Origin of the sequence: Streptomyces sp. NPDC055243, from assembly GCF_044544025.1 — a bacterium.
Classification (GTDB): Bacteria; Actinomycetota; Actinomycetes; order Streptomycetales; family Streptomycetaceae; genus Streptomyces.
Genome location: NZ_JBITWR010000011.1, coordinates 145,251 through 170,122, shown reverse-complemented (window position 1 = coordinate 170,122; position 24,872 = coordinate 145,251). Strand labels below are relative to the sequence as shown.

At 70.1% G+C, this 24,872-nt stretch carries 25 protein-coding genes and 3 pseudogenes; 5 read left to right on the top strand and 23 right to left on the bottom strand.

All coding sequences use genetic code 11. The features are described from left to right. Positions 1-83 precede the first annotated feature (83 nt). The 5 genes and pseudogenes from ACIGXX_RS29675 to ACIGXX_RS29655 all read right to left on the bottom strand — a co-directional run. Positions 84-152: pseudogene (locus ACIGXX_RS29675) on the bottom strand (zinc-ribbon domain-containing protein); the annotation flags it as partial. Between the two features lie 216 nt (positions 153-368). Continuing rightward, positions 369-1,061: a demethylmenaquinone methyltransferase gene (locus tag ACIGXX_RS29670; protein ID WP_351170206.1), complete on the bottom strand. Its 693-nt coding sequence runs from the start codon at positions 1,059-1,061 to the stop codon at positions 369-371. Positions 1,062-1,103: 42 nt separating this feature from the next. Next, a pseudogene (locus ACIGXX_RS29665) lies at positions 1,104-1,358 on the bottom strand (acyltransferase); the annotation flags it as partial. Further along, positions 1,354-2,037 (bottom strand): annotated as a pseudogene (locus ACIGXX_RS29660) (polysaccharide deacetylase family protein); the annotation flags it as partial. The pseudogenes ACIGXX_RS29660 and ACIGXX_RS29665, both read right to left, overlap by 5 nt. Continuing rightward, entirely contained in the window at positions 2,034-2,408 is a 375-nt protein-coding gene (locus ACIGXX_RS29655; protein WP_361469062.1) for a hypothetical protein, read from the bottom strand. The gene ACIGXX_RS29655 and the pseudogene ACIGXX_RS29660, both read right to left, overlap by 4 nt. A gap of 190 nt (positions 2,409-2,598) precedes the next feature. On the opposite strand from ACIGXX_RS29655, the gene ACIGXX_RS29650 reads away from it, so the two are divergent. Beyond that, positions 2,599-3,612 carry a chitinase gene (locus ACIGXX_RS29650; protein WP_361469064.1) on the top strand — a complete coding sequence of 338 codons (1,014 nt, stop codon included), beginning with the start codon at positions 2,599-2,601 and terminating at the stop codon, positions 3,610-3,612. 7 nt (positions 3,613-3,619) lie between these two features. Here the strand turns inward: ACIGXX_RS29650 and ACIGXX_RS29645 are convergent, their stop codons facing one another. From ACIGXX_RS29645 to ACIGXX_RS29630, 4 genes are all read right to left on the bottom strand, one after another. Then, entirely contained in the window at positions 3,620-4,255 is a 636-nt protein-coding gene (locus ACIGXX_RS29645) for an imidazolonepropionase-like domain-containing protein (protein WP_351170198.1), read from the bottom strand. 7 nt (positions 4,256-4,262) lie between these two features. Further along, complete coding sequence (gene mqnC, locus ACIGXX_RS29640) at positions 4,263-5,462, bottom strand: cyclic dehypoxanthinyl futalosine synthase (RefSeq protein ID WP_351170196.1); 1,200 nt, start codon at positions 5,460-5,462, stop codon at positions 4,263-4,265. A 93-nt stretch (positions 5,463-5,555) separates the two neighbouring features. Next, the gene (locus ACIGXX_RS29635; RefSeq protein ID WP_366461869.1) at positions 5,556-6,278 is read right to left on the bottom strand and encodes an A24 family peptidase; all 723 of its coding nucleotides are present in this window, start codon (positions 6,276-6,278) and stop codon (positions 5,556-5,558) included. A gap of 132 nt (positions 6,279-6,410) precedes the next feature. After that, positions 6,411-9,410 (bottom strand): BTAD domain-containing putative transcriptional regulator, encoded by a 3,000-nt coding sequence (locus ACIGXX_RS29630; protein WP_399980206.1) that lies wholly within the window; start codon positions 9,408-9,410, stop codon positions 6,411-6,413. Positions 9,411-9,860: 450 nt separating this feature from the next. On the opposite strand from ACIGXX_RS29630, the gene ACIGXX_RS29625 reads away from it, so the two are divergent. After that, entirely contained in the window at positions 9,861-10,517 is a 657-nt protein-coding gene (locus ACIGXX_RS29625; RefSeq protein WP_361469076.1) for a hypothetical protein, read from the top strand. Next, positions 10,517-11,587, top strand: coding sequence for a hypothetical protein (locus ACIGXX_RS29620; RefSeq protein WP_399980202.1), 1,071 nt, complete (start codon positions 10,517-10,519; stop codon positions 11,585-11,587). The genes ACIGXX_RS29625 and ACIGXX_RS29620 overlap by 1 nt, the downstream gene beginning before the upstream one ends. Positions 11,588-11,671: 84 nt before the next feature. On the opposite strand, the gene ACIGXX_RS29615 is transcribed toward ACIGXX_RS29620, so the two are convergent. Both ACIGXX_RS29615 and ACIGXX_RS29610 read right to left on the bottom strand, forming a co-directional pair. Beyond that, on the bottom strand, positions 11,672-12,511 hold the full coding sequence (locus ACIGXX_RS29615) for a hypothetical protein (protein WP_399980199.1): 840 nt from the start codon (positions 12,509-12,511) through the stop codon (positions 11,672-11,674). 197 nt (positions 12,512-12,708) lie between these two features. Continuing rightward, a complete protein-coding gene (locus ACIGXX_RS29610) occupies positions 12,709-13,323 on the bottom strand; it encodes a hypothetical protein (RefSeq protein ID WP_399980196.1) in 615 nt (204 codons plus the stop codon). A 344-nt stretch (positions 13,324-13,667) separates the two neighbouring features. Between ACIGXX_RS29610 and ACIGXX_RS29605 the strand changes: the two genes are divergently transcribed. Next, positions 13,668-14,021: a hypothetical protein gene (locus ACIGXX_RS29605; protein ID WP_351170178.1), complete on the top strand. Its 354-nt coding sequence runs from the start codon at positions 13,668-13,670 to the stop codon at positions 14,019-14,021. A 3-nt stretch (positions 14,022-14,024) separates the two neighbouring features. Here the strand turns inward: ACIGXX_RS29605 and ACIGXX_RS29600 are convergent, their stop codons facing one another. The 11 genes from ACIGXX_RS29600 to ACIGXX_RS29550 all read right to left on the bottom strand — a co-directional run bounded on the left by ACIGXX_RS29600 (position 14,025) and on the right by ACIGXX_RS29550 (position 22,408). Further along, positions 14,025-14,666, bottom strand: coding sequence for a hypothetical protein (locus ACIGXX_RS29600; RefSeq protein ID WP_351170175.1), 642 nt, complete (start codon positions 14,664-14,666; stop codon positions 14,025-14,027). Between the two features lie 41 nt (positions 14,667-14,707). Then, entirely contained in the window at positions 14,708-15,184 is a 477-nt protein-coding gene (locus ACIGXX_RS29595) for a TadE/TadG family type IV pilus assembly protein (RefSeq protein ID WP_383820340.1), read from the bottom strand. Continuing rightward, on the bottom strand, positions 15,181-15,624 hold the full coding sequence (locus tag ACIGXX_RS29590) for a TadE/TadG family type IV pilus assembly protein (protein WP_351170172.1): 444 nt from the start codon (positions 15,622-15,624) through the stop codon (positions 15,181-15,183). Before ACIGXX_RS29590 ends, ACIGXX_RS29595 begins: the two co-directional genes overlap by 4 nt. Then, the gene (locus tag ACIGXX_RS29585) at positions 15,624-16,007 is read right to left on the bottom strand and encodes a TadE family protein (protein ID WP_383820344.1); all 384 of its coding nucleotides are present in this window, start codon (positions 16,005-16,007) and stop codon (positions 15,624-15,626) included. The genes ACIGXX_RS29590 and ACIGXX_RS29585 overlap by 1 nt, the downstream gene beginning before the upstream one ends. A 103-nt stretch (positions 16,008-16,110) precedes the next feature. Next, positions 16,111-16,362, bottom strand: coding sequence for a hypothetical protein (locus tag ACIGXX_RS29580; protein WP_351170169.1), 252 nt, complete (start codon positions 16,360-16,362; stop codon positions 16,111-16,113). A 79-nt stretch (positions 16,363-16,441) separates the two neighbouring features. Next, on the bottom strand, positions 16,442-17,377 hold the full coding sequence (locus ACIGXX_RS29575; protein ID WP_351170166.1) for a type II secretion system F family protein: 936 nt from the start codon (positions 17,375-17,377) through the stop codon (positions 16,442-16,444). Beyond that, positions 17,374-18,441 (bottom strand): type II secretion system F family protein, encoded by a 1,068-nt coding sequence (locus tag ACIGXX_RS29570; RefSeq protein ID WP_351170163.1) that lies wholly within the window; start codon positions 18,439-18,441, stop codon positions 17,374-17,376. Before ACIGXX_RS29570 ends, ACIGXX_RS29575 begins: the two co-directional genes overlap by 4 nt. 7 nt (positions 18,442-18,448) lie before the next feature. Further along, positions 18,449-19,759 carry an ATPase, T2SS/T4P/T4SS family gene (locus ACIGXX_RS29565; RefSeq protein ID WP_351170160.1) on the bottom strand — a complete coding sequence of 437 codons (1,311 nt, stop codon included), beginning with the start codon at positions 19,757-19,759 and terminating at the stop codon, positions 18,449-18,451. Beyond that, on the bottom strand, positions 19,756-20,616 hold the full coding sequence (locus tag ACIGXX_RS29560) for a hypothetical protein (protein WP_351170157.1): 861 nt from the start codon (positions 20,614-20,616) through the stop codon (positions 19,756-19,758). The genes ACIGXX_RS29565 and ACIGXX_RS29560 overlap by 4 nt, the downstream gene beginning before the upstream one ends. Before the next feature lie 17 nt (positions 20,617-20,633). Then, entirely contained in the window at positions 20,634-21,371 is a 738-nt protein-coding gene (locus tag ACIGXX_RS29555; protein WP_351170154.1) for an RcpC/CpaB family pilus assembly protein, read from the bottom strand. A 542-nt stretch (positions 21,372-21,913) separates the two neighbouring features. After that, positions 21,914-22,408: a hypothetical protein gene (locus ACIGXX_RS29550; protein WP_399980186.1), complete on the bottom strand. Its 495-nt coding sequence runs from the start codon at positions 22,406-22,408 to the stop codon at positions 21,914-21,916. 292 nt (positions 22,409-22,700) lie between these two features. Between ACIGXX_RS29550 and ACIGXX_RS29545 the strand changes: the two genes are divergently transcribed. Further along, positions 22,701-23,540: a S1 family peptidase gene (locus tag ACIGXX_RS29545; RefSeq protein ID WP_399980183.1), complete on the top strand. Its 840-nt coding sequence runs from the start codon at positions 22,701-22,703 to the stop codon at positions 23,538-23,540. Between the two features lie 514 nt (positions 23,541-24,054). Here the strand turns inward: ACIGXX_RS29545 and ACIGXX_RS29540 are convergent. Further along, on the bottom strand, positions 24,055-24,417 hold the full coding sequence (locus tag ACIGXX_RS29540; RefSeq protein ID WP_399980180.1) for a hypothetical protein: 363 nt from the start codon (positions 24,415-24,417) through the stop codon (positions 24,055-24,057). Positions 24,418-24,872 lie beyond the last annotated feature (455 nt).

Genomic DNA, 24,872 nt, shown 5'->3' with positions numbered 1-24,872 from the left:
TCCGCCGAGGTAGGCACACCGAGCTCTGCCGCGGGCAGCTCCGCGGGACCCGCGTCCACCGACGTGTCGCGCGGGCGCTCGTGCCCGCACTTCATGCAGAAGCGGGCCTCGTCAGGGGTGGGTGCCCCGCAGTGAGGGCAGTACGACGCCATGGGAACGCTCCGTCATTGGGGAGATGACCAGCAACACCGACCCGCGCCGAACGATCCCGCGGCGGCCGACGCGAAAGAGCGGCTTCGCATCGACACCGCCGCGTCGGCGGGGTCGTATCACAACGGACACATCTTGCCCGGCGGCTGGTTCCCGTCAACTCGGTTCACATCGCAGGATTCCGCGCGCTCCGGTTTAGGCGTGGGAAAGCCGCAGGCCTAGGCCTTGAACCCGCGGTGCAGGGCCACGACCCCACCCGTCAGATTCCGCCACGCCACCTTCGACCAGCCCGCCTCCCGCAACCGCGCGGCCAGCGCCGGCTGGTCCGGCCAGGAGCGGATGGACTCCGCGAGATAGACGTACGCGTCGGGGTTGGAGGAGACGGCGCGCGCGACCGGCGGCAGCGCCCGCATCAGGTACTCCTCGTAGACCGTGCGGAACGGCGTCCACGTCGGGTGCGAGAACTCGCAGATGACGACCCGGCCGCCGGGCTTCGTCACGCGGTACATCTCGCGCAGCGCCTCGTCCGTCTCCTGGACGTTGCGCAGGCCGAAGGAGATCGTGACGGCGTCGAACGTGTCGTCCTTGAACGGCAGCTTCGTCGCGTCCCCGGCCGTGAACGGCATCCAGGGGTGGCGCCCCTTGCCGACCTGGAGCATGCCGATCGAGAAGTCGCAGGGCACGACGTACGCGCCCGCCTGGGCGAAGGGCTGCGAGGAGGTGGCGGTCCCCGCGGCGAGGTCGAGGACCTTCTGCGCGGGCCGCGCGTCGACGGCCTTCGCGACCTCCTTGCGCCACAGCCGGGCCTGCCCGAGCGACAGCACGTCGTTCGTCAGGTCGTACCGTTCCGCCACGTCGTCGAACATCGAGGCGACTTCGTGCGGCTGCTTGTCCAGAGATGCGCGGGTCACCCGACCATTGTGGCAGTACGGGCACCGGCTCAGGGAAGCGGCTCACGGCAGCAGCCGGGGCCCGCGCCGGGCGGCTACGTCCTCGACCCAGCCCAGGAGCAGCACGGCGACGCCGATCAGCGGCCAGGCCACGGCGAACTGGAACCACAGGCTGTCCAGCGGCAGCCACCGCTCGAAGGCGGGGACCCGACACATCAGGTCGATCAGCGGCACGCTCGCCATCAGGGCGGCCTCGTGCCAGAGGTAGAGCGTGACGGCGCGGGCGTTGAGGACCGTCACGAGCCGGTCCAGGAACCGCGGTGTACCCCAGCGAGCCGAGCTTCTTGTAGACCGACCAGGAGTAGTTGTCGATGGCGTCCGGCTGGGAGGAGTACGGCGCGCGGAACAGCGTCGTCGTGATGCCCGCGGCCCCCGCCAGCGCGAGCTGGGTCTGCTCCAGCTCCCGTTCGACGCGGGCCGGGCTCTGGTAGGAGAGGTCGACGTGCGTGAACGTGTGGACGCCGACCTCGCTGCCCTGCGCCACCAGGTCCTGCACCACGTCCGGGTAACGGGAGACCATCGAGCCGACCACGAAGAAGGTGCCGTCGACGTCGTTGTCCGCGAGCACCTTGAGGACCTTGGGAGTCCACTCGGGGTCGGGGCCGTCGTCGAAGGTGAGCACGATGGTCTTGTCCGGTACGGACCCGCTCTGCGCCTGGCCCGCGCGGAAGTCGAGTAGCGGCCCGCCGTCCAGGACCTTCTGCGGTACGTCGCTCGAACTCGCCCCGACGCGCACGCGTGAGTCGTCGCCGATCTCGGCCCGCAGATATCCGTCGAGCAGCATCACGCTGGTGAGGGCGAGCAGGAGCAGCAGGGCGAGGACGACCCGCGGCCGCTGCAGCGAGGCGGCGCGGCGGCCCGCGCGTTCCATCCTGCTGGGGGTGGCGTGCCGCCGGCCTCGCGGCCCCACGGGCGGGGGTGTCGTCGTCCGGGTCATGAGCGCGCGCCCTCCGGCGGTGCGAGGGGCGTGCCGGAGGGCGGTGTGCCGGTCGGGGGTGTGCCGGTCGGGGCTTCTCCGGGGGCTGAGGCGCCTCCCGGGGCTGAGGCGCCTCCCGGGGCTCCGCCGCCGTCGAAGGGCAGCAGCTCGGCGGGGCTGAGCGAGGTGCCCCAGCCCATGAAGGCCATGCCGAGCACGATCGCGTAGCCGAGGCAGGCGATGCCCGCGAGGACTCCGGCCCGGCGCAGCAGGCGCGCCCTGCGCCCGGAGGTGTCCACGAACACGGGGCCCGCTTCAGGCCCGTTGCCGCGTTTGCGGCGGTGGCCTCGGCGCCGGGCGGCACGCTTTTCGACGGCAGAATCGGAATGCATTGATGGATGCAAGCAGGGCAATTTCGCAAAACTCCCTGAGGGGAAGTGAGCGGACCGTGAGAATCGCGCCAACCTGTCACTGAGCTGGGAGAGTTGACGGCCATTCGTGCCCACCGGCCATTCCGGGTACGTTGAAAACGTCAGCCTTTCCCGAGCCAGTGAGCGAGTGAACGTGCGGAATATACGAGGCGTGCGAAATACCCGGCGCCTGCTGAAGCCGACCGCCGGTCTCGTCTGTCTGGCCGCGCTGGTGTGCTCCGGGTGCTCGGCGAGCGAGGACTCCCCCGCAGGCACGGCCGAGAGCACGACGGCGTCCTCCGCGCCCGAATCCACGACCGCCTTCGCCCCGTACGTCAGTGCCACGACCGCCGGGGACGGCGACAGCTCCGGCACCCCGTCGACGTACAACCTGGCCTTCGTCGTCGCGGACGGCGGCGACTGCGCGCCCGTGTGGGGCGGGACCACGGACATCGGCGACGACGCCGTGGCGTCCCGGATCGCGAAGCTGAAGTCATCGGGCGGCGCCGTCCGCGTCTCCTTCGGCGGGGCCGCGGGCAAGGAGCTCGCGCTCACCTGCGACAGCGCGTCCGAACTCGCCGACGCCTACGCCCAAGTCCTGGACGCCACGGGCGCGACCGAGGCCGACTTCGACATCGAGGGCGACGCGCTCACGGATGCCGCCTCCGTCGCCCGCCGCTCCGAGGCGATCGCGCTGCTCCAGAAGAAGCGCGACCTGAAGGCCACGTTCACGCTCCCCGTGATGCCCTCGGGCCTGGACGCCGACAGCGTGGCGCTCCTGGAGTCCGCCAACGACCACGACGCACGGGTCTCGACGGTGAACATCATGGCGATGAACTACGGCACGTCCTACACCGGCGACATGGGCGACTACGCGATCACGTCGGCCACCAAGGCGCACGCCCAGATCAAGAAGGCCTTCGGCCTCTCGGACAGGAACGGCTGGAAGGGCCTCGCGGTCACCGCGATGATCGGCGTGAACGACGTGAAGGGCGAGACGTTCACGCTCGCCGACGCGGCCCAACTGCGGGCGTACGGCGAGAAGAAGGGCGTGGCCTGGCTGTCGATGTGGTCGTCGTTCCGCGACCAGGAGTGCGCGAAGGGCACGTCGACGGCGAAGGCCCAGGACACGTGCAGCGGGGTGGAGCAGGAGGCGGGGGCGTTCGCGGAAACGCTGTCAGGCTGACCGGCACCTACCGCCGCCGGTACACCAGGCGTCCGCCGAGGACCGTGGCGACGCACGTCCCCGAGCCCTGCGCCAGGAGCCCGGCTTCATCACGTACGTCGAAGGCGGCGAGGTCGGCGCGACCGCCCACGCTCAGCGGACCGTGGACCGTACCGGCCAGGTCGATCCCCTCGACGAAGGGGTCGAGGTCAGGGCCGGTCGTCAGCGGCGGCGCAAGCCGCCACGCGTCCGCCACCTCGCGAAGCCCGGACCGCGTCACCGCCTGCCGCACCCCGTCCGGGAAGCCCCCGCCGACGTGCGTCGTGCCGTGCGCCAGCATGCGCTGCAGACCGCGCCGTACGCTCCCGGCCCACCGGGAGTCGTCGTCGCACTCGAAACCGACGATCGGCTCGGTGCCGAGTTCGTCGGCCTCGCGCGGGTCGGGGTGGTAGACGCGGGTCAGGAGCCAGCGGCCGTGCCACTGCCGGAGACCCGGCGTGATCACCCCGGGCCACTGCCGGACGCGGGCGCGCGGCTGCGCGGCCACCACGTCCTCGTACGTCCCGATGGCCGCGATCCGGTCGCCGTCGACGAGTACCGCACCCCCGGGAACCGGCGCCGCGCCGACCGGCAGGACCAGCGGCGCGGCGTGAACCGTCAGCACAGCGGCATCAGTTGGAGGCCAGCAGCTTCAGCTCGGGGTGGGCCGTGCCACCCTCGATCGCCGTGGACGAGATGTGCGAGGCGACGCGGTCGTCGGTCGGGTCGTTCGCCGGGTCGTCGTGCACGACGAGGTGCTCGTACGTCGTGGCGCGCTGGGCCGGCACCCGGTCCGCGGTGCGGATCATGTCGATCATGTCGCGCAGGTTGTTGCGGTGCTTGGCGCCCGCGGAGGAGACGACGTTCTCCTCCAGCATCACGGAGCCGAGGTCGTCCGCGCCGTAGTGCAGGGTGAGCTGGCCGGCCTCCTTGCCGGTGGTCAGCCAGGAACCCTGGATGTGGGCGACGTTGTCGAGGAAGATCCGCGAGATCGCGATCATGCGGATGTACTCGAAGATGGTCGCCTGGGTGCGGCCCTTGAGGTGGTTGTTCTCGGGCTGGTACGTGTACGGGATGAAGGCCCTGAAGCCCCCTGTCCTGTCCTGCACGTCGCGGATCATCCGCAGGTGCTCGATGCGCTCGGCGTTGGTCTCGCCGGTGCCCATGAGCATCGTGGACGTCGACTCGACGCCGAGCCCGTGGGCGATCTCCATGATCTCCAGCCAGCGCTCGCCGCTCTCCTTGAGCGGGGCGATGGCCTTGCGGGGGCGGGCCGGGAGCAGCTCGGCACCGGCACCGGCGAAGGAGTCGAGCCCGGCGGCGTGAATCCGCTGGATCGCCTCCTCGGCGGAGACCTTCGAGATGCGGGCCATGTGCTCGATCTCGGAGGCGCCGAGAGAGTGGATGACCAGCTGCGGGAAGTTCTTCTTGATCGCCGAGAAGTGCTCTTCGTAGTACTCGACGCCGAAGTCCGGGTGGTGCCCGCCCTGGAACATGACCTGCGTGCCACCGAGCTCGACGGTCTCGGCGCAGCGCCGCAGGATGTCGTCGAGGTCGCGCGTCCAGCCCTTCTTGGTGTCCTTGGGGGCCGCGTAGAAGGCGCAGAACTTGCAGGCGGTCACACACACGTTGGTGTAGTTGATGTTCCGCTCGATGATGTACGTCGCGATGTGCTCGGTCCCGGCGTACCGGCGGCGGCGCACGGCGTCGGCGGCGGCACCGAGCGCGTGCAGCGGCGCGTCGCGGTAGAGGTCGAGCGCCTCTTCGGCGCTGATCCGCCCACCTGCGGCGGCACGGTCGAGGACGGACTGAAGGTCGGCCTTCTCGGTCACCGGGGCGTCCCTTTCGTAAGGGTTCTGGACGGACCGATCCAGCGTACGCCAGGGGGTCCGGCCGCCCGACGTCAGGCGGCGTAGGCCCCGACGTCAGGCGGCGTAGGCCCCGACCAGCAGCCCCACGAACGCGCCGCCGATCAGGAACGGCCCGAACGGGATGGCCGTCTTGCGCCCGGCGCGGCGGGCGACGACCAGGCCTGCCCCGTACAGGGCGGCGAGCAGGAACCCGGCGAAGGTGCCGAGCAGCACCCCGCCCCACCCGTACCAGCCGAGGGCGGCCCCCAGGCCGAGCGCCAGCTTCACGTCGCCGAAGCCCATGCCGTTCGGACTGATGAGGAAGAGCACGAAGTACGCCCCGGCGAGCCCGAGCGCCCCGTACAGGGAGTGCAGCCAGGACCCACCGTGCTCGGGCAGCAGCGCGGCGGCCCCCAGGAGGGCGAGCGCGGCCACGGCGAGCGGCAGGGTGAGCACGTCGGGCAGCCGGTGCACCCCGAAGTCCACGACGGCGAGCAGCACCCCGCAGGGCGCGAGCAGCAGCCAGACGCCGAGCTCGGGCCGCGCGCCGGTGGCGGCGGCGAGGGCGGCGCAGACGAGGGCGGTGGCGGTGGCGACGGCCGCGGTCCGGGGCCCGTAGCGGGTCCCGTCCTCCCCGCACCGCGCGAGCCCGACCCACCCCCCGACGGGATGCCCGCCGGGGCAGCTGTCCCGCCACGCCTCATCGGGCGAGACGGAGAGCCGGTACGCGGCGCGGGGGACGAGCAGCCCCGTGACGGCGCCCCAGAGGAGGGCGCCGATGATGAGCGTCACGTACACGAGATAACCGTCTCCCCCGTTGTAGGCAGGCGTTCCGCAAGGCGATTGGGGTCTCCCCTGCTCGAGCGGAGCCGAGAGCTTGGGGAAGGGTGGGCACAACGCCGAAGCTGCCGAGTGCCGACTCAGCCGGCGTCAGCTGACAGCCGTGAGGCCACTGCGCCAGGCAGGCAGGAGCTCGTCCAGCAGGGCTTCCGTCCGGGGCGGCACGCCCCGAGCCCCACTCCGGGCGACGAGATCCGCGGCCACCTGCTGAAGGCGACCGGGGTCGCCCACCGCATGGGTGGCCCGCAGCAGCTCGTTCCAGAGCCGCTCATCGCCCGGCGCGGAATTCAGCGAAGCGTTCAGCGCCTCGATGGCCTTCTCCGCGCGCCCCTTCTCCAGGTGGAACTCGGAGAGGGCGAGCCCGATGTCGGCGACGAGCAGCGGCAGCTGCGCGTCGATGATCTCGTGCGTGAGCCACGCGTACCGCCCCTGCGGCCGGTCCGCGAGCAACGGCCCCCGCACCAGCACCAGCGCATCGGTGAGCATCCGCCCACGTACGGCCCGGCTGTTGGCCCCGCGCCCCTGCGTCGCCTCGTGGTAGAGCGACCGCAGGACATCCAGGTCGGAGACGACGGACTTGGCGAGCGTGAGCCGCCCGCTCTGGTCGGCCCGCAGCCGCGGCGATCCGTCGGGCTCGGTGCCGAGCCACTCGCGCAGCCGGTCGACGAGCGCGTCGCGTACGTCCTCGGTGACGCCCCGCGGCCACAGCGCGGAGGCGAGCACCCGGGGGTGCACACCCTCGCGGTGCAGCAGGAGCAGCGCCAGCGCCTCGTGCATCAGCGGGCTGCGCTCGCCGTCAGGCGTGTCGAGGCCGATGATCTCGTACGTACCGACGAGGCGCGCGTACACCGCGGGCCGCCCCTGCTCGGTGACGTCGACGAGGAACGGCGGAGCGGTGGCCGTACGACCGGAACCGGTCTGACCGGGCGAACCGGGTGTGCCGCCCTCGCCCGGGTCCGCGTCGACGAAGAGCTCCACGACTGAGCGCTGCAGGGCCTCGGGCAGGGTCTGCGCCTCCAGCTCCAGCCCGAGCAGCGGGGCGAGGAGCTTGCCCTGGGGGGTGATCTCCATCTCCCAGGCGGCGCCCGGCATGTCCCCGGACTCGGTGCCGACGAGATAGCCGATGCCCAGCCGGCTGGCGTCCGCGGCCAGTTCGGCGAGCTTCACGGCGTCGTCGCCGGTGGGCTCGGCGGCGAGAAGCACCAGGTGCGGCGCCCAGCGCGTGTGCTGGGCGGGCCCCGTACGACCGGTGAGCACGGAGTCGTGCCCGGCCGCGCCCAGGGCACCGCGCCGCTGGCGCGTCTCGGCCTCCATCGTCTCGATGAGCGCCTCGATGTCGTCGAGGTGGCGCAGCCGGTTGGGCGCGAGCGGCGTCAGGTCCTGCCCGAAGCCGACGAGGGTGATGGTCATGCGGTCGGACCAGCCGTTGGTGGCGAGCTCGGCGGCGACGGAGGCGAAGACCGCGGCGCGGTCGGCCTCGGTCCCGCTCAGCGACACGACACCGGGCACGGCTTCGAGGTTGAGCAGCAGCCGCGAGTCGTCGAGCGTGCCGAGGCTGACGAGCCCCGGGTAGGGAGCGGCGGTGTCCACGTCCTCGTACTGCTCGGCGTCGGTGCGCGCCAGCATCCAGAACGTCTGGTCCTGCCCCAACTGCCAGGGCGCGGGCGGCCGTCCGGCGGGCTGGGCGAGCTGGAGGTGCAGATCGCCGTTGCTGAGCCAGGCGGCGTAGACGGTGGGCAGCGCGCGCGACTCCTCGGCGAGGGCGGCGGCGAGCCCCCTCAGCGAAAGATCAAGAAGGCGTACGCCCTCGGGGTCGGCCCCCACGAGCAGGGCGTCCTGCGCGGCGGCCGCGCCCCCGGTCGGCGTCGGCGGCTCCATGCCGCGACGTCCGCCGACGGCGCCCATGGCCGACTGCCACAGGGCGTGACGCCTACGGCGGCCGAGGGCGCCGAGGAGTCCAGCGGCGAGGAGAGGCGCGCCGATGAGCGCCTCGGGCAGCCCGAAGGAGAACCCTTCGGACTCACTCCCGCTACTGGCGACGGGCGCCTCCTGCCGCGCGCCGTCGGAGGGCCGCTGCTCGGGAATGGTGATGTGCGCGGTGTCGCGGTCGACGGACCCGCCGCCGCCCTGCTCCTTGGCGCCGCCACCCTGCTGGCCGCCGCCTTGCTCGTTGGCGTGGTCCCCGGACTTGGCGTAGTCGGAGATCTGCTCCTTCACGTCCTGCGAGACCTTGGGTGCCTCGTCGGGCATCTCGACGAGCTCGCCGCCGTGCGCGTCCGCGGGCATCTCCATGATCCAGCCCGGCCGGATGAGGCTGGCCTCGGACAGCCGCGACCCGTCGGGCTGCTCGCGGTCCTTGTTGAGCTGGTAGATCTCCTTGTACCGGCGGCCGTCTCCCAGGTGCCGCTCGGCGATCTCCCACATCGAATCGTGGTGCCGTCCTTCGGGCGGCTGGATCCGGTAGTACTTGGTGTCCCCGTCCTTGGCGCTGCTGCCGGCCTGCGCGGCGGCCTGCTCGGCCTGCTCGGCGACGGCACTTGCGGCGCTCCCGGCCTGCTCCTGCCCGAAGAGACCGCCGGGGGTCTGCTGGGCGGAGGCGGCGGAAGCGGGCTTCTGATTCCCTTCCAGGGACTGCCCGAACTGCGAGAGCCCCGGCGCGAAGCTGGCGGCGGTGGCGCCGACCAGGAGCAGGGCGGCGACGAGTTGCCGGGCGAGCAGCTGACTGCCACCGGCCCCGGGAATGCGCCCCGGCATCCCGACCCCGGAGAGCGCGGCCTTGACCTCCACCAGCACGCAGGCGGTGAACTGGGCCCAGGCGAGCCAGACGACGACGGTCAGTACGTTGATGAACGTCCCGACCGTGATCTCCTGCTGCAACCAGTCCAGCGAGGGCGCACCGCCCGGAAGCGGCCACCCCACGGCGTACGCGAGCGCGCCAGGGACGCCGATGACGAGCACGGCCAACGCGACGAAGGCGAGGAACGCCTTGACGAAGTCCCCGAACGTACGACGACGCCGGGGCAGCGGCTGCGGCGTCCGATTCCGTGGAGCCGACGGGCCGCCGTTCGAACTTGAAGTGGTGCGCGCCATGGCGGGAGTCCTGGTGTCCTCTGAGAGGGAGCGGATAGGGATCAGCGGTGTGTGCGCTGAGGGTACTGAGGCGATGGTACGGAAGGGGCCGAAGATCATACAGAGGCATCGGTGCCCAAGGGTCTTGCGCGGGTGCCCGTTTGAGCCCGAGTTGAGAGTTAAGCGGCACTCTCTCCGCCCGCTTACGGTCCGCCTCCGCCCGTTCTCGCGCCCGGGATTGCCCGCCCAGAACAGGCACGCATCCCCCCTTCACTCCGCCGCGTCACAGTTCCGGCACGGAATCGCTGCGCCCCCGTAGCACTTGGGGCCCCGTCATTCGCGTTCGCTTCCGTCACCGCACAGAACACGAGAACCTTCACAAGGCCCACCGGTACTGGTTACCCACGCCTGGTAATTTCGTCCGGCTCCATTCTCTCCTGCACACACGCCGAACTCTGGGGGACTGCAATCGTGGCCCGTCGCACCCTGCCCACCGTGACCGCGCTGGTGACGAGCGCGGCCCTGCTCCTGAGCGCCTGCGGAGGCGGCGGGGGCGATGACTCCTCGGACAGGATCGAGGGGGCGGGGAAGGAGGGCGACAAGGCGGCAGCTTCGGCGTCACCCTCGAAGGCCCCGAATCAGCCGGACCTCACCCTGCCGAGCGACCTGGACCTGAGCTTCGACTTCGCGAAGCCGTCCGACCCCAAGCACGCCGCAGCGCTCGACAGCGCGCAGAACTACATCCGGGCCCTGAACCACGGAATCGTGAAGCAGGACGCGGAGGACCCGGCGTACAAGTTCTACTCGACCTCTGATGCCGCGCAGTACGCCAAATCCCAGATCCAGGCATGGATCAAGGGCAACTGGACCCCCACGGGCAAGGACGTCTACTCCAAGTCCGAGGTCTCTCCGGTCGGAGGGGGCAAGAACGTCCGCGCCACCTTCTGCCGGAACCAGGCCGAGTACTTCAGCAAGAAGATCAAGACGGGCAAGACCAACCGCACCGACGAGAACCTCGACAGCTACCAGAGGTTCAGCCTCCTCATGACGCCGCCGGACGCAAGCTCAAAGGTCTGGCAGGTACGACAGATCCGGGTCGAGGGACGGGTAAAGGAGTGCAAGTCCTGATGGTCAACCGACGAGTTCTCTGCTGGTCCTCCGCGCTGGCCACAGCCACCATGCTGTGGTGCGCGGGACCGGTCCAGGCCAACGGCGTCCCACCGAGCACGACTCCGCAGCCCGACGGGCCCAGCGGCAGTGCCGACAGCAACACCCTGAAGGCCTCTGCCTCCCAGTCCCAGATCAAGATCACGTACAAGAGCGGCGGGGACGGCGGCGGCAAACGGGGCAACCTCACGACGGTCGACCCCAACTGGGAACCGCCGCCCTGCTGGTACGAACCCGTGTTCACACCCGAGGAGCTCAAGGACTTCGTCGACAAGACGGACGGCGCCGGCGATGTCGGCGCGCTGTGGTCTTGGTACGGCAAGGGACTCTGGACGGATCACTACAAAGACGGCAAGTCGTGGGAGAACAACGACAACACCACAGCCGAGGGCTACAAGAACTACAACATCGGCAAGGGTGGTCACTTCTGGCGCAGCGTCGAGAACAAGGACTCCGACGGTGACCCCTGGGACTGCGGCAAGGTCATGTTCTGGCAGGCGGACAACGAGATCCCGAACGTTCCGAACGCCCCGACCGCCGAAACGCTGGCCGAGTACGCGTACAACAAGGTGAAGGTCCCCGACACCAAGGTCGAGCTGAAGCCCGAGGCCAAGTCGACGGTGAATCTGCCCACTTGGGTGTGGCTGGACAAGGGCACTTTCAAGGACGTCAAGGTACGCGCGGAGCTCCCGAACACGGATTTGTGGGCGGAGACCACGGCCAAGCCGAAGAGCCTGCACCTGGAGCCCGGCACGGCCGACGCGAAGACCTTCCCCGCCTCCGGCGAATGCGAGATCAACGAAGACGGCAGCATCGGCACGCCCTACACCAAGGGCAAGTCGAAGCAGGACCCGCCGTGCGGCATCAAGTACCTCCGGGCGACCGACGGAAAGCCGTATCAGCTGAAGGCCTCCATCACCTGGGAGATCTCCTGGGAAGGCACGGGCGGCGCGGGCGACACTATGCCGAACGGCACCTTCGAGACGACCCAGGACATGGACGTCCAGGAAATCCAGTCGATCAACCGCTGAGGCAAGAGGTGGCGACCCAGGCCTGGTTTCGACCCCGAGATATGGCATTGACGGCGGCGATTCACCGGCGGACCCTGGCCGGGGTCAGCGGTTCACGGACTGGATCTCCTGTACGGGAATCCGCTGAGTCGCGCCGAAGGAGCCGGACGGCAGCGAGCCGCCCTCGCCCGTGGTGCTGGTCCAGTGGATCTTCCAACTGAGCGTGGCCCGGACGGCGTACGCCTCGTCTGCGGCCGTGGAGCGCAGGTACGTCACCCCGCACGGCGGCACCCTCTCCGCCTTGTCTCGCACGTACGGCTCGCCGATGCCGCCGCCCTTGCGGATCGCGCACGCGCCCGACGCGGGAAAACGGGTCGCGTCCTGCGTGCCCGGATCGATGTGCAGGGCCTCGGGCTCGGCCGTCGTCGTCGCCGAGAGGCCCGTGCCGGGCAGGCTCGCGGTGACGGTGATCTTCTTGAACCTGGCCTTGTCCAGCCAGACCCAGGTGGGCAGGTTCACCGTGGACCTGCCGCGCGGCGCCATCTTGATCTCGGTGCCGGGGACGGGGAGTTCGTCGTACGCGTACTCGGCGAGGACCTCCGGGGAGACGGCCAGGGGCTCGTCCGGAGTCTGCCCCTTGTCCACCCAGAAGGGCTGCCGGTCGCACGACGTCGCCTCGGGCTCGCCCTCACGGTTCGGATTGACCACGGGCGCCCAGAACATGCCCTCGCCCTGCTTGGAGAGGTTGTAGTTCTTGTAGGGATGGCCGTCCTTGTAACGGTGCTCCAGCGCGTCGCTGATGACGTACCCGATCCCACCGACGAGCGGAGCCCCCGCCCCGAACCTCCGCCACGCCTTGACGGTGCGCTCGATCTCCTTCGGAGAGAACGCGGGCTCGTACCAGCACGCCGGGGGCGTCCAGTTGTCGGCCGTGGCAGGGGTCAATGCTCCCGTCCTCGGCGAGGCGCCGCTTCCGCTGACGACGGTGCGGATCCTGGTCTGAGCGTGAATACTGCCCCCGCTCACACCGCCTTGGGCGGTGACGACCTCCTTGCCGGCTCCGCCCGTCCCGATGCCATGGGCGGGCGACGACCATGCAGCCACTGTCAGAGCCACTACGGCCACCATGACGCATCGGCCCGTCACGACGGGAGACATGAGACAGCCCCTCGCTTCGAGAAGCCCTTCGTGCTCTGCCAGACGCCCTTCGAGTTCAGCGTCAGCCGCGTGTTGTAGAGCACGTAGTTGTCGTCGCGCTTCGTCTGGCCGGACTTCCTGGTCTCGCCCGTCTTACGGTCGGTATTGACCGCCCCGCTCTCGTCGGCGCAGTAGACGAGCGTCGCCGTTTTGTCGTCGACGATGGTCACCCGGCGGTCGAAGTAGCGGATCGTCCCCTTGTAGCTGATGCCTCCGTCCAGAAAGCTCTGCACGTACTTGACCTCCGACATCAAGGTGTCGCCCTTGTTGTAGAAGCGCAGGGCGGCAGAGGCCGGAGTGCCTCGCACGATGGCGTCGCTCTCGGCGTCGATCCCTCGCTCACTGTCCGCGAGTACCGCGTCCTTGGCCACATCCCCCGTACGCCCCTCAAAGACGTTCTTCACGTCTTTCGGAAGCCTGATCACCGGCCGCTCGATGCCGCCGTCAGCGGCGGACGGCGAAGGTGCCGCCGATCCGGACGACGTGCCCGCGCCGACGATCGCGTCCGAGCCGCGCTCCCCGCTGCCGCACCCAGCCAGCACCACCACAGCCACAGCCACACCAACCAGCGACGACGACGCCACTCTCGTACGCATCCGGACCTACCTCCTGCAAACGGGGACAGGAGGTAAAACCCGCCGCCGCTCCCGAAGGTCACCAGATGATCGTCGTCCCCGGAGTGAATGTCGGATGAGTCCGGCTGACCCCTCAAGTAGACGCCTCGCCGCGCATGCCCTTCGAGGCGTCTACGACGCCGGGCGCCACCCGCGGGGCGGCCTGAACGCCGCAGTGGTTTCGGCTCGACCCTCTCGCGGCCGAGTGGGACGATGAGATCTCCGCAACAGCTATGCGGGAATCGCTCCGGACGGCAAGCTCTACCTCGGCACCCAAGGGGGATACGAACATGGGCGGTAAGGGAAAGAGCGACCTCGCGGTCCCGCTCACCGAGCTGGAGGACTACGGATCCCGGCTGCGCTCCATCAAGGACCGCATGAACCGGACGAAGAAGACCTTCGAGTCCTACAGGGACGACATCGGCGACGGCGGCGTGTACGACTCGCTCGAGGACTTCGAGTCCAACTGGGAGGACGGCCGCGAGGACATCGGCCAGCAGCTGACCGCCCTCGCCGAACTGTCCGACGCCGTCGTACGCGAGTTCAAGAAGCTGGACGACAAGCTGGCCAAGGAAGTCAACGACGCGGTGAAGCCGAACAAGGGCACGGGCACGGGAAAGGGCAAGGGCAAAGACGGCACGTAGCCGTCACTCCGCGAAGCGGAACGTAGACGTCACCGCGTCGAAGATGTCGAAGAACGCGTCCGCCAGTTCGAGTTGTTGGCTGCTGCCCGAGACCAGTGCCACCTTGCCCTCCTGCCCCGGCACCGGAATGAAGGTCTGCATCAGGACGACGCGGATCGTGCGCTCGTCGCCCGGCACGGAGATGTCCTCCAGGCCGTACGTCCGCGCCGCGAGCCCGACGCCCGGGATGTCGACCGTCTTCACCTTCCGCCACGCGTCACCCTCCCGCCTGGCCTCGCGCACGCCGAGCTGGGCGACGATGCGGTCCGGGTCCGTCGGCAGGACGTCGCCGTTCGCCGTGCGGGCGCCGACCAGGGAGACCGTGACCGAGCCGGTGACCGGCGTATCGCCGCCGAAGCTCTCCGCCATGCAGCCGCAGTACAGGGCGCCGGACTGCCAGGCATCCTTCGACGCCTTGCGCAGGAAGCCCTCGAAGTCCTCCCGATACGGGGCCAGCTCCGGTCGCTGACGTACGCGGTCGTTGATCATCTGCCGGATGGCGGCGTCGCGCGACTCGGGCCGCACGTCGAACTCCCACCACGTCTCCGGCACCTTGATGCTGAACCCGCCGCGAGCGATGGTCCGCGGCTCCGTATACCGGGTCATGGCTGTCCTCGTCCTTTCGACAACACTCACCGCCGCCGGCGTCAGCCGACCGCGTTCTCCGCCGCCGCGCGGCCGTGCACCGTCACGTCGCCGCCGTAGAACATCCCCGTGAACACCGGGCTGTAGGTCAGCTGGACCTCGACCTCGACCTGGTTCGCGTTCGCCGTCACGCAGTGCGTCGCCGCGACGTCCGCGCCGCGCATGCCCGTCGAGCGGGCGTACTGCTGTACTCGCGCGCCGCAGTTCTCGAAGTTGATGGGCGCGCCCTTGGCACCTTCGTAGATGCCCTCGGTGTCGAGATCCTGCGCGGCGTACCGCGCGGCCTGTTCCGCGATGTCCGCGGCCCGCTCCCGTTTGGAGATCGACAGGCCGCCGTCGATGACGAAGGCCGAGAGCGAGAGGAAGACGAGCGCGAAGATGATGACGGCGCCCGCGCCCGAGCCGCGGTCGTCCAGGCGTTCACGGCGGGCGGCCACCCACGCGCGCAGGCGCGGGCCGATACGAGTAGCGGTGCTCACGCCGACCTCCGGTAGGGGTCCAGCGAAGAGCTGAAGCTGGCCTTCAGTGTCGTCTCCATGTCGAGGCCCAGCATGGCCAGGCCCCTTACCTCACAGCTCACTTCCACCGTGAAGAACGTGCCGGGGACGAAGCCCGCGCTCGTCTGGCTGACGGTGACCGGGCCCACGCAGACGCCCTCGAGGTCTGCCTCCGCCGCCGCCCGTGCCTCGGCCATCGCCGTGCCCATGTCCTTCTGGATCGATCCGGCGCGCGCGGCGTCACGCGCGGCGCCGTCGACGGCTCCCCGGCCGTCGACGAGCTGACCGAAGGCCACCAGGATCAGGATGAAAAGGATCATCACGGGCGCGAGGATGACCACCTCGATCGTCGAAAGACCCCGGTCGGACCCGAGGCCGAGCGCGCGGTACCGGCGAAGAGCACGTACCCATACGTTCCTCATCAGCCGCCCTCGCCCTCCTCGACGAACCGCTCCACCGGTCCGGACGACCGCGCGCGCACCGTCATGTCGAGGCCGGGAAAGACGGAAGGCACCTTCGCGGTGATCTCCACGCCGACCGTGTTCGCCTTCGGCTCGACCGTCTTCACGTCCGGGCCGAGCACCAACTGCGGGCCGAGCTGCCGGATGTAGGCGTCGACCACGTCCCGCGCCTCGCCCCGCCAGCCGCCCGGGTTCTCGTCGGCCGTCGCACGGGCCTTGCGCGCACCCGCCTGGGCCGCGGCCTGGGCTACGTGATCCGCGAAGAAGTACAGCGCGAACTGCACCGTCGCGAAGATCATGAAGAACAGCACCGGGGTGAGCAGCACGAACTCGATCGCGGTCATGCCGGATTCACCGCGGGTGGAGGCTGCCTCCACCCTGCGGCGTATCCATCGCTTCACGCATCCGCGCACTCGTATCCGCCCTCGCTCCCCGGTCAACGGCCGATCAGCAGGTGCCGTCGGCGTCCGCGCCCTCGATGCAGTTCTTGACGTCTTCCGCGCCGCCCTTCAGCGCGCCGTTGATCACGGCGGCGACCACGCCGACGATCGCCACGACGACCGCCGAGATGATGACCCACTCGACCGCGGACGCACCGCGGTCGAGCTCGCCGGAGCGGGCACGCTGCACGCGGCCCTTCAGGAAGGTGACCAGGAAGTCCACAGCCGGGTTGCCGGTGCTGAAGTTCCGTCCGTTCATGGTGAGTTGTCCTCTCAGGAGTGGGGGGAGGTTGTCGGGCCGCCGCCGTCCGCCGGCCCGTCCGTCGCCGTAAAGATCGCTAGACCTGGAACACGCGCATGGCCGCGGGGAAGATGAGGAAGACGAGGAAGCCGGCACAGAGGAGCAGCTGGGCGACGAGCATCGACTGGGACTTCTCGCCCGCGCTGCCCTCGATCTCGGCCATCTCGCGGTGGCGCATCGTCTCCGCTCGGGAGGCGAGCGAGTCACGCACCTTCGCACCGTCGTCCGCCACCAGGGCGAGCGAGGCCGACAGGTCCTTGAGCTCTTCGATGCCCAGCTGCTCGCCGAGCGTGCCCAGCGCCTGCCACTGGCTGATGCCGGTAATCCGCGCGTCGGCCAGAGCGGTTCGGATACGTTGCGTCGCCCATCCGTCGGAGATCTCCGCCGCCGCCATCAGGGCCTCGGGGAGGCCGCGGCCGCCCGCCAGGCTCATCGACACCAGGTCCAGATAGGCGCCGATGACGCGGCGCAGGTCACGCCGCTTGGCCGCGGCGTCCCTTCGCACTTCGAGGTCGGGAAGGAAGAAGAAGATGACGCCGAACATCAACGCGAGCCACACGGGGATGATCGGGCTGCGACCGACCCCCAGCGTCCAGATGATGACGAACATGAACGGGCCGAAGAAAACTCCCGCAGCCGCCAGCAACGTCTTGGTCGCCAGGAACTTCTCCCAGCTTCGGTCGAGCACGGCCAAGTCGGCCCGCAGCGAGCGCTGTTCCCAGCCCTGCGTGAGGTAGAACTCGGCGACCCGCTCGCCCACCCGGGAGCGCGTCGAGTCCAGCCGCCCCGAACTCTTGCCGGCGTTCCCGGCCGGTGAGCGGTGCGATTCGTACGCCGCCCCCCTGGCCCGCATCGCGTCGATCCGCGCGACCGTCGCGACCGCGCTCCGCTTGGAGGGCATCAGGGCGCGGACGAGGGCGTAGATGCCCAGGCCCATGATGGCGCCTATCACTATCGGCATCGTCAGGCTCATCGACGTACCCCCTCAGGATTCGAGTAGCCCGGCTGACCGGGGTGACCCGGCTGGCCCGGGGCCGAACCCGGCTGTGCCTGCGGCTGGCCGTACGGGCCCGCCTGGCCCGTCAGCGGGGCCTGCTCGCCCGTACCGGGGGCGGTGCCCGGGCCCCGCGGGCGCACGAACTGCACGCCCGGCTCGTCCCTGACCAGGAAGCGGTCCGGTGTCTCCACCGTCGAGAGCTTGCGCAGCCACCAGAAGCCGAGTGCGAACAGGCCGCAGACGCAGGCGAGTACGAGCTGGCCCACCGCCGTGCCGTAGGGCTCGACGAAGTCGCGGTTGAAGATCGAGAGGCCGAGCACGAACGCGATCGACACCGCGACCACGATCTGCACCGACCGCCGTGTCGACGCCCGCTGCGACATCACGCGCTGGCGCATGTCGACCTCTTCGCGCGCCGACTTGGCCAGGGCGCCGAGCACCTGCCGCAGACCCGGGCCGCGCAGCTTCGCGTTCAGGATCAGTGCCGCCACGATGATGTCCGCCGACGCGTCGTCGATCTCGTCGGCCAGGACCTGCAGCGCCTCCGGCAGCGGCGTACGCGCGCGCAGACGGTCCACCAGGGCGTCCAGGTGGGGACGGAGCACCGGAGCCGCCGCCCGCGCCGACGCGGGGATCGCCTGTTCCAGGCCGACCGCTCCCGCGATCGTGTCGCGCAGGGACTCCGTCCAGGCGGCGAGCGCCTCGACGCGCCGCATCTGCGACCGCTCCTCCGACGCGCCGCCGAACAGCTTGTCCCAGAAGAAGACGAGGATGCCGGACGCGATGCCCGCCACCGCCCAGCGCGTGAGGAGCAGGACCGCCAGGCCCACGCCGATCGCGAGCGAACCGCGCCGACCCGCGAAGCGGATGAGTTCGCTCATCCGCTCGCTTGCCTTCTGCTTCTCGTGCTCGGGTTTCACCGGCAGCCCGCGCAGCGCGATCGCGAGGACCGCGAGGCCACCGCCGACCGCGACACCGCAGCCCAGTGCGTACAGGACGGGCAGCGAGAAAAGGCCGCCCATCGAGCCGAGTGAGTTCATGTCGTGCTCACCCCCATTGCCCGGCGGGGCGGTAGCCGAACGCGGCCAGGTCGTCCATGCAGGAGATCGGCGCGTGCGCGACGACCTGCCCGTTCGCGGCCTCCGCGAAGACCTCACTGGACAGCACGCGGCCGTCGACGCCGTTGACCTCGCGGACCGAGGTCACCATGCGCTGGAGCTTGCCGCCGGTCTGGTAGTTGTTGCGCCGCTGGATGAAGACGACGAAGTTGACGGCTCCGGCCACGAGCATCTGGCTCGCCTCGATGGGCAGCCGCTCGGTGGCCTGGAGGGCGTACGTCGAGATGCGGTTGAAGACCTCACTCGAACTGTTGGCGTGGATCGTGGAGAGCGAGCCGTCGTTGCCTTGCGACATCGCGTTCAGCATCGTCACGATCTCGTCGCCGAGCACCTCACCGACGATGACCCTCGACGGGTTCATACGGAGCGATCGGCGCACGAGCTCCGCCATCGAAATGGTGCCCTGGCCCTCGGAGTTGGGCAGACGCTCCTCGAAGGCGACGACGTTCGGGTGCAGGTCGGCGAACTGGTCGAGGCCGAGTTCAAGGGCTCGCTCGACGGTGACAAGACGCTCGTGCGGCGGGATCTCGTTCGCGAGCGCCCTCAGCAGCGTCGTCTTCCCGGCGTTCGTCGCGCCCGCGATCATGATGTTCTTGCGGGCTCGCACCGCGCACGCCATGAAGTGCGCGACCTCGGGGGTCACCGTGCCGTTGCCCACCAGGTCCGACATGAAGACCTTGCCCATGCGGGCACGTCGGATGGAGAGCGCCGGGCGCCGCGTGACGTCCATGACGGCCGACAGACGCGAGCCGTCGGGCAGCCGGAGGTCGAGCTGCGGGTTGGCGGAGTCGAAGGGGCGCGAGGAGAGACCGGAGTAGGCGCCGAGGATCTGGATGAGCTCGACGAGCTCCTCGTCCGTCTCGGCGACCGGGTCGGCCTTGGCCTCGCGGCCGTCGGCGTATCCGACGAAGACCTGGTCGCACCCGTTGATGTCGATGTTCTCGACCTCGGGGTCGTCGAGCAGCGGCTGGAGCCGTCCGACGCCGAAGAGCGCCGCGTGCACGGCGGCCGCGTACTTCTCCTCGGTCTCGGCGTCCAGCGGGGTGCGCCCGGCGTTGATCTCTATCCGGGCGTACTCCTCCAGGATCTGGGCGATGACCGCGCGGGCGTACTGCCGCTCGTCCTCGCCCGACATGGGGGTGACGCCGGAGACCTGGTCCAGGCGGCGCTGCTCGGCGATGCGGTCACCGGCGTCCTGCCGGAACCGCTTCACGAGCTGGTGATCGACGGGAACGCTCATCGGCCGGCCCCGTGCGCGCCGGCCCCGTGCCCGCCGTGCGTGCCCGCGGTCGGGTTGGCCCACGCGGCGCCGTACTGCTGGTAGAGGTCGACGGTCACCTTGCGGGCCGAGCGGATCAGCATCGACTTGTCGAGACGTCCGCGCTTGCGGCCCGCCAACTGCTCGGCGCCCGCCGGGTCCTCGGCGAGCGTGCCGACGACGCGGGCGCCGGTCTGCGCGGCCATCAGCATGTCGTTGACCTGGTGGACGAGCTTGGCGGATGTCGAGGGGTCGGCGATCAGGAGTACGCCGATGAGCGGGGTCGCAAGGGACGCGGCCCCCCGCGATCCGCCGTGCAGCTTCGTGGCGAGAGCGGCGGCCCGGTCACGGACGCGCGCGATGGCCTCGGGCTCGGTCCGCGAGACGAGCAGCACGAGGGCCGCCTGCGGGAAGAGCTCGACGGCGGGGGTGTCCCCACTGATACGACCACAGTCGGCGATGACGTCGGCCGGCGCGTGCGGGGAGTCGGCGAGCTGGGAGAAGGCGCGGCCGAGGGTCGGCCAGAGACCCGCGAGCCCGGCGGCCTGCTCGGCCACTCCAAGCCCCACGAGGACTTCGAGCCCACCGGCCAACGGCTGGGTGTGGTCCCAGAGTTGGTCGGGCACGAGGCCGCGGCGTGCGGTGGCCGCAATGCTGAGCATCCCGGTGTTGGGGTTGAGCGGTCCGCCGTGCGCGGCGGCACTGCGGTAGACCAGGTCGCCGCCGGCGGGGTCGGTCTCCGCGACAAGGACGCGCCGCGGCCAGACGGCTGCGAGCGCGACGGCCGCGGTGGTGACTCCGGGAGACCCCTTGTCGGCGGCGAGAGCAATGAGCGCCATGTCTCTTCTACTCGCCTCTAGTTGCCGTCGGGAGACACTTGGACGAGGGAGACGGCACCGGCCGACGCGGCCCTGGTGACGGCTGCGGCGTCGGCGCTGTCCACCAGGAGCGTGACGCCGAGGGAGCCGGTGCTCACGGTGGCGTCGCTCTTGGCCGCGACGGAGCTGACGCGGGCGGCCGAGACGATCGGCGCGTCACTCGCGCTCGATCCGGCGGAGCCGCCGGTCTCCTTGTCGCTGGACCCCGAGGAGGCGGAGTCGCCGACCTGGTAGACGTCCACGCTGTCGCCGGCCTTCACGCCGTCCGCGGGGTACTGCCCCTCCTTGAGGGAGACGCCGACCGCGGACTTGCCCGCGGGCAGGCCGCTCTTGCTGGAGAACATCTCGCCGACGGCCACGGCACCCTTGGGGATGGTGTTGGTTGCCTTGAGCTTCGTCAGGCTGTCGAGCTGGGACCACTTGACGTAGTTGATCGCCGAGTCCTCGGCGACCATCACCGAGCTGACGTTCTTGTCGCGGACGACGGACTCCCCGGCAGGGATCTCCGCCGTCACCTGGACGACCTCGATCCGGTCCCCCGCGCGCAGCACGAGGACGGTGGCACCGAGGGCGCCGATGAGGATGAGCAGAACGGCCAGGGCGGCGAGTGCCGGTTTGCGCTCGCGAGGCGGCGCGGGAAGGCGCTCACCGACCGCTGGCTGAACCGGCGCGGCGGAACGGCTGTTGCCCGCCCCCGTACGCTCTTGGATCTTCACGCAACTGCTCCCCGCACGCCCAAGAAGATTCGGTCATTTTCAGACACTCGCGACTCTCTTCGCCCGCCTCGGGCGGGCTATTCAGCCCCAGGCACAGTGTCAAGTCATCGCACCGTATCAGCAGCACATAAGCCCCTCAAGGCGCGCTGAGACTGCTGCGGCCCACGCCCCTCATCGTTATCCACGCGCAATCCGTACTCCATGGTTCCCACGCATTCCGGCATCGGAGACGGAGGGCGAGGATGTGCGTACGCGAATAATTACCCTTTGCGCAACGGGCCCCGCGGAGTGCGGTGATGAGGAACACCAGCCGACCGGTGACCGATGAACAGCTGATCCACCAGCCGGACGGATGACGCCGGGAGGGGCGGGAGTGGTTCCCGGGTGGGCGGAGTTCGGCCATGTGGGGTGGTGGGGGTGGGGCTGGGGGTGGCGCTGGGGTTGGAGGTGGGGGTGGCGCTGGGGTTGGAGGTGGGGGTGGCGCTGGGGTTGGAGGTGGGGGTGGCGCTGGGGTTGGGGCTGGGGTTGGCGCTGGGGGTGGATCAGCTCCGCCGCAGCTCGCTCTCGACGTGGACGAGGAAGCCTCGGAGGCCGAGGGCGACAACCTCGATGCCCTCCGCACAGCGGTAGACGGAGCCGTCAACTCGCGCTGGCGGAAGGCGATACACGGTCGCGCCATCCGTACGGCTGAGGGCGAAGAGCGCCCCGCCGCCGTCGGACCCGAAGACGGCGACGGAGTCCTCGACCTCGCCCACGACCCGGGTGGGCAGATCCCCGCGGAGCCCGTCAGCTGTCTGCCGCACGGAATGGACGAAGAGTCCGACTCCTACGTCCGGCAGGCTGAGGCGGCTGATGTGGCGATAAAGGAGCGCAAGGTCGCCGGAGACGGCGAAGACGGCGGAGACGGCGAACACGGCGGAGGCTTCGTCGCGAACGGCTTCGTCGCACCCACTTCCGGTCTCGACGGAGTTGGGGTCGGGCGGATACCCGAACCGGAACTCGAACTCGTTGAGATAGACGGCCAGCTCACCTCTCACACGAGAAACCCAGCCGTCGATCCACGCCCCGGAAAGGGCGTCATGGCGCCATGACGTCATGGCGCCATGGCCCGGCGGCTCGACATTCCGCGGCACCCGATGAACCCCCACCAACGCTCCCCCGTCTCACAGTCCGGCACGCCGAGACCCGCAGCGACGGCGAGCCGAGCGGTGATGTACCGCACCACAAGAATCCCTGCTGTGCTCGACACGGAAGCGAAATTCAACCCCCATGAGACTTTCCTTTCCTTCGCACGTACGACGTACCTCGCGCAAGGCATCACGTAAGACGGTGGCGGCAGCCGGCGTGACCACGGCGGCACTTGCCATGCTGGCGACCAGCACCCCCGCCGCGCACGCGATCATCGGCGGCACCGAAGTCTCCAACGACGCCTACCCCTTCATGGCTGCCGTGCTGGACAAGGGCCCCGGCAGCCCGCTCGACCGCCAGTTCTGCGGCGGCAGCCTGGTCACCGCGGACACGGTGATGACGGCGGCGCACTGCCTGGTGGACGACGCGGGCAAGCCGCTGAAGCCGAAGAAGCTCCAGGTTGCGGTCGGCCGCACGGTCCTCTCCGCCTCCGGCCAGGGCCAGATACGCAACGTGGCCAAGGGCGGCGTGGTCGTGCACCCGCGCTACCTCAAGGGCCAGGAAGCGTACGACGTGGCATTCATCCAACTCAGCAAGCCGGTGCGGGGCATTTCCCCGATCGCCCTCCCCACGCAGGGCACGGACGCCCTGATCCGCCCCGGCCAGAAGGCCACGGTCGCGGGCTGGGGAAACACGGACACGGAACTCCCCAACACCCCTGACCGCTTGCGCCAGGTAAAGGTCCCGATTCTCTCGCACGCGGAATGCGCGACGAGTTACAAGGAATACGAGTCAAAGGTCAACTTCTGCGCGGGAGTTGAGACGAAGGACTCCTGCCAGGGCGACAGCGGCGGCCCCATCTTCCGCAACGTCCCCGGCCGCAGGGCGCCGATCCAGATAGGTGTCGTCTCGTACGGAGACGGCTGCGGGGCGCAGGGCGCTCCGGGCGTCTACACGTCGGTGAGCTCATCGAAGCTGTGGAAGACGCTGGACGAGTCGGCGGCGGGGAAGAGGGTGAAGCGGGGCATGAACCGCCGCTGACGCGAGTTGCGCTGAGCTGATCCGGCGGGCTGAAGTGCCGCGCTGATCACGCGGGCGGGGAGGGCTGATCGCTCCCCGCCCGTTGGCGGGCTCGGAAGCCGCGGTGTTCGGAGCCGCGGTGTTCGGAGCCGTGGTGTTCGGAGCCGTGGCTTTCCGTGTCCCCGGCGGGTGATTCGTCCCGCGAGCGGGCCCTGGCGAACGCGAGCAGATCGTCCAGCCCGATCTCGCACGGGACAACCGCGTCGGAATCCTGCGGAGGGCAGGCTTCCGTACGCCACTCCGCGATGAGCCACGGGCCGTCGTGCCACTCGACCCGCCACACCTTCCGGGGGCGTTCTCCAGGAGGCGGAGGCGGAGGTCGGCACCGGGCCGGTCAGGGCGGGCCACGGGATCGGGAAGAGGCAATGGCACATGGGCAGCGGGGCAGGCAGGGTGCGATCAGGCAGGGCGATCGCTGACCACGGTCGCCGCCGGCCCAAGGAGGCCGACCTCACAGGCAGAGGACGGCGACACCTCAACCGATCGGGCCCCAGTCGCGCCGCGGCCGGGGCGGCTCGGAAGGCGCGCCGGAACCGGCGGTCCCAGGCGACGCCGCACCCCTCCCACGCCACCGCTCCCGCAACGCCAGCACCCCGGCCGCCACCATCAGCCCCCAGGGGACGGCCATGATCGCCCCGAACCCGAGCGCGAACCAGCCCCCGCTGTTCCCCTGCGTCAACTGACGCGCCCCGCCGACGATCGCCACCGTCATCAGCGCGGTCCAGGGCAGCATCCAGGGCCACGGATCCGGATCGGGCACCGGCTCCTCGCGCCGCCCGGAAAGGAACGCGGCGTACCAGTAGCGCGCCGCCCACCAGGCGACGACCAACAGAGACACCCCCACCCACCCCAGGGCCAGCCCCCCGAGACCCCCCATGTCCCCGGAGACAGCGGAAACCGTCATCCCAAGGCCGGGTACGAGCAACCCCAGAAACAACATGACACCGGCAGCCAGCCGGTACCGACGACTGCCCTCGAGCGCTCGGGGTGAGATGTACATGCGCGCCACCCTAGGAGGCACCGCAACGCACTTGCGTCGCCCCCATGTCGCACCCGCGTCGCAGAGACCGACACCGATCTCCGCGACGGGTCTCTCGGGCGACCTCAGTGAGATCCACGTCGAACTCTTCGCCGCCGTCATGGCCACGTGCCGCCGGAGGACCGAGTGACCGTCGTCCATCCCTGCCGAAGGCAGCCGTACTGTCGATCCGTTCGTCGCCGAGTCCACTGCCTCCACCGCCACCCGCCCCGGCAGTCCCGGCAGCCCCGGCACTCCCCAGCATCACGACACGA

Excerpts from the sequence above, each read along its gene's own strand:
- ACIGXX_RS29605 (WP_351170178.1), top strand. The coding sequence starts at position 13,668 with ATGGGCGGTAAGGGAAAGAGCGACCTCGCGGTCCCGCTCACCGAGCTG.
- ACIGXX_RS29565 (WP_351170160.1), bottom strand. The coding sequence starts at position 19,759 with ATGAGCGTTCCCGTCGATCACCAGCTCGTGAAGCGGTTCCGGCAGGAC.
- ACIGXX_RS29585 (WP_383820344.1), bottom strand. The coding sequence starts at position 16,007 with ATGACCGCGATCGAGTTCGTGCTGCTCACCCCGGTGCTGTTCTTCATG.
- ACIGXX_RS29580 (WP_351170169.1), bottom strand. The coding sequence starts at position 16,362 with ATGAACGGACGGAACTTCAGCACCGGCAACCCGGCTGTGGACTTCCTG.
- ACIGXX_RS29570 (WP_351170163.1), bottom strand. The coding sequence starts at position 18,441 with ATGAACTCACTCGGCTCGATGGGCGGCCTTTTCTCGCTGCCCGTCCTG.
- ACIGXX_RS29560 (WP_351170157.1), bottom strand. The coding sequence starts at position 20,616 with ATGGCGCTCATTGCTCTCGCCGCCGACAAGGGGTCTCCCGGAGTCACC.
- ACIGXX_RS29620 (WP_399980202.1), top strand. The coding sequence starts at position 10,517 with ATGGTCAACCGACGAGTTCTCTGCTGGTCCTCCGCGCTGGCCACAGCC.
- ACIGXX_RS29575 (WP_351170166.1), bottom strand. The coding sequence starts at position 17,377 with ATGAGCCTGACGATGCCGATAGTGATAGGCGCCATCATGGGCCTGGGC.
- ACIGXX_RS29590 (WP_351170172.1), bottom strand. The coding sequence starts at position 15,624 with ATGAGGAACGTATGGGTACGTGCTCTTCGCCGGTACCGCGCGCTCGGC.
- ACIGXX_RS29600 (WP_351170175.1), bottom strand. The coding sequence starts at position 14,666 with ATGACCCGGTATACGGAGCCGCGGACCATCGCTCGCGGCGGGTTCAGC.
- ACIGXX_RS29630 (WP_399980206.1), bottom strand. The coding sequence starts at position 9,410 with ATGGCGCGCACCACTTCAAGTTCGAACGGCGGCCCGTCGGCTCCACGG.
- ACIGXX_RS29655 (WP_361469062.1), bottom strand. The coding sequence starts at position 2,408 with ATGCATTCCGATTCTGCCGTCGAAAAGCGTGCCGCCCGGCGCCGAGGC.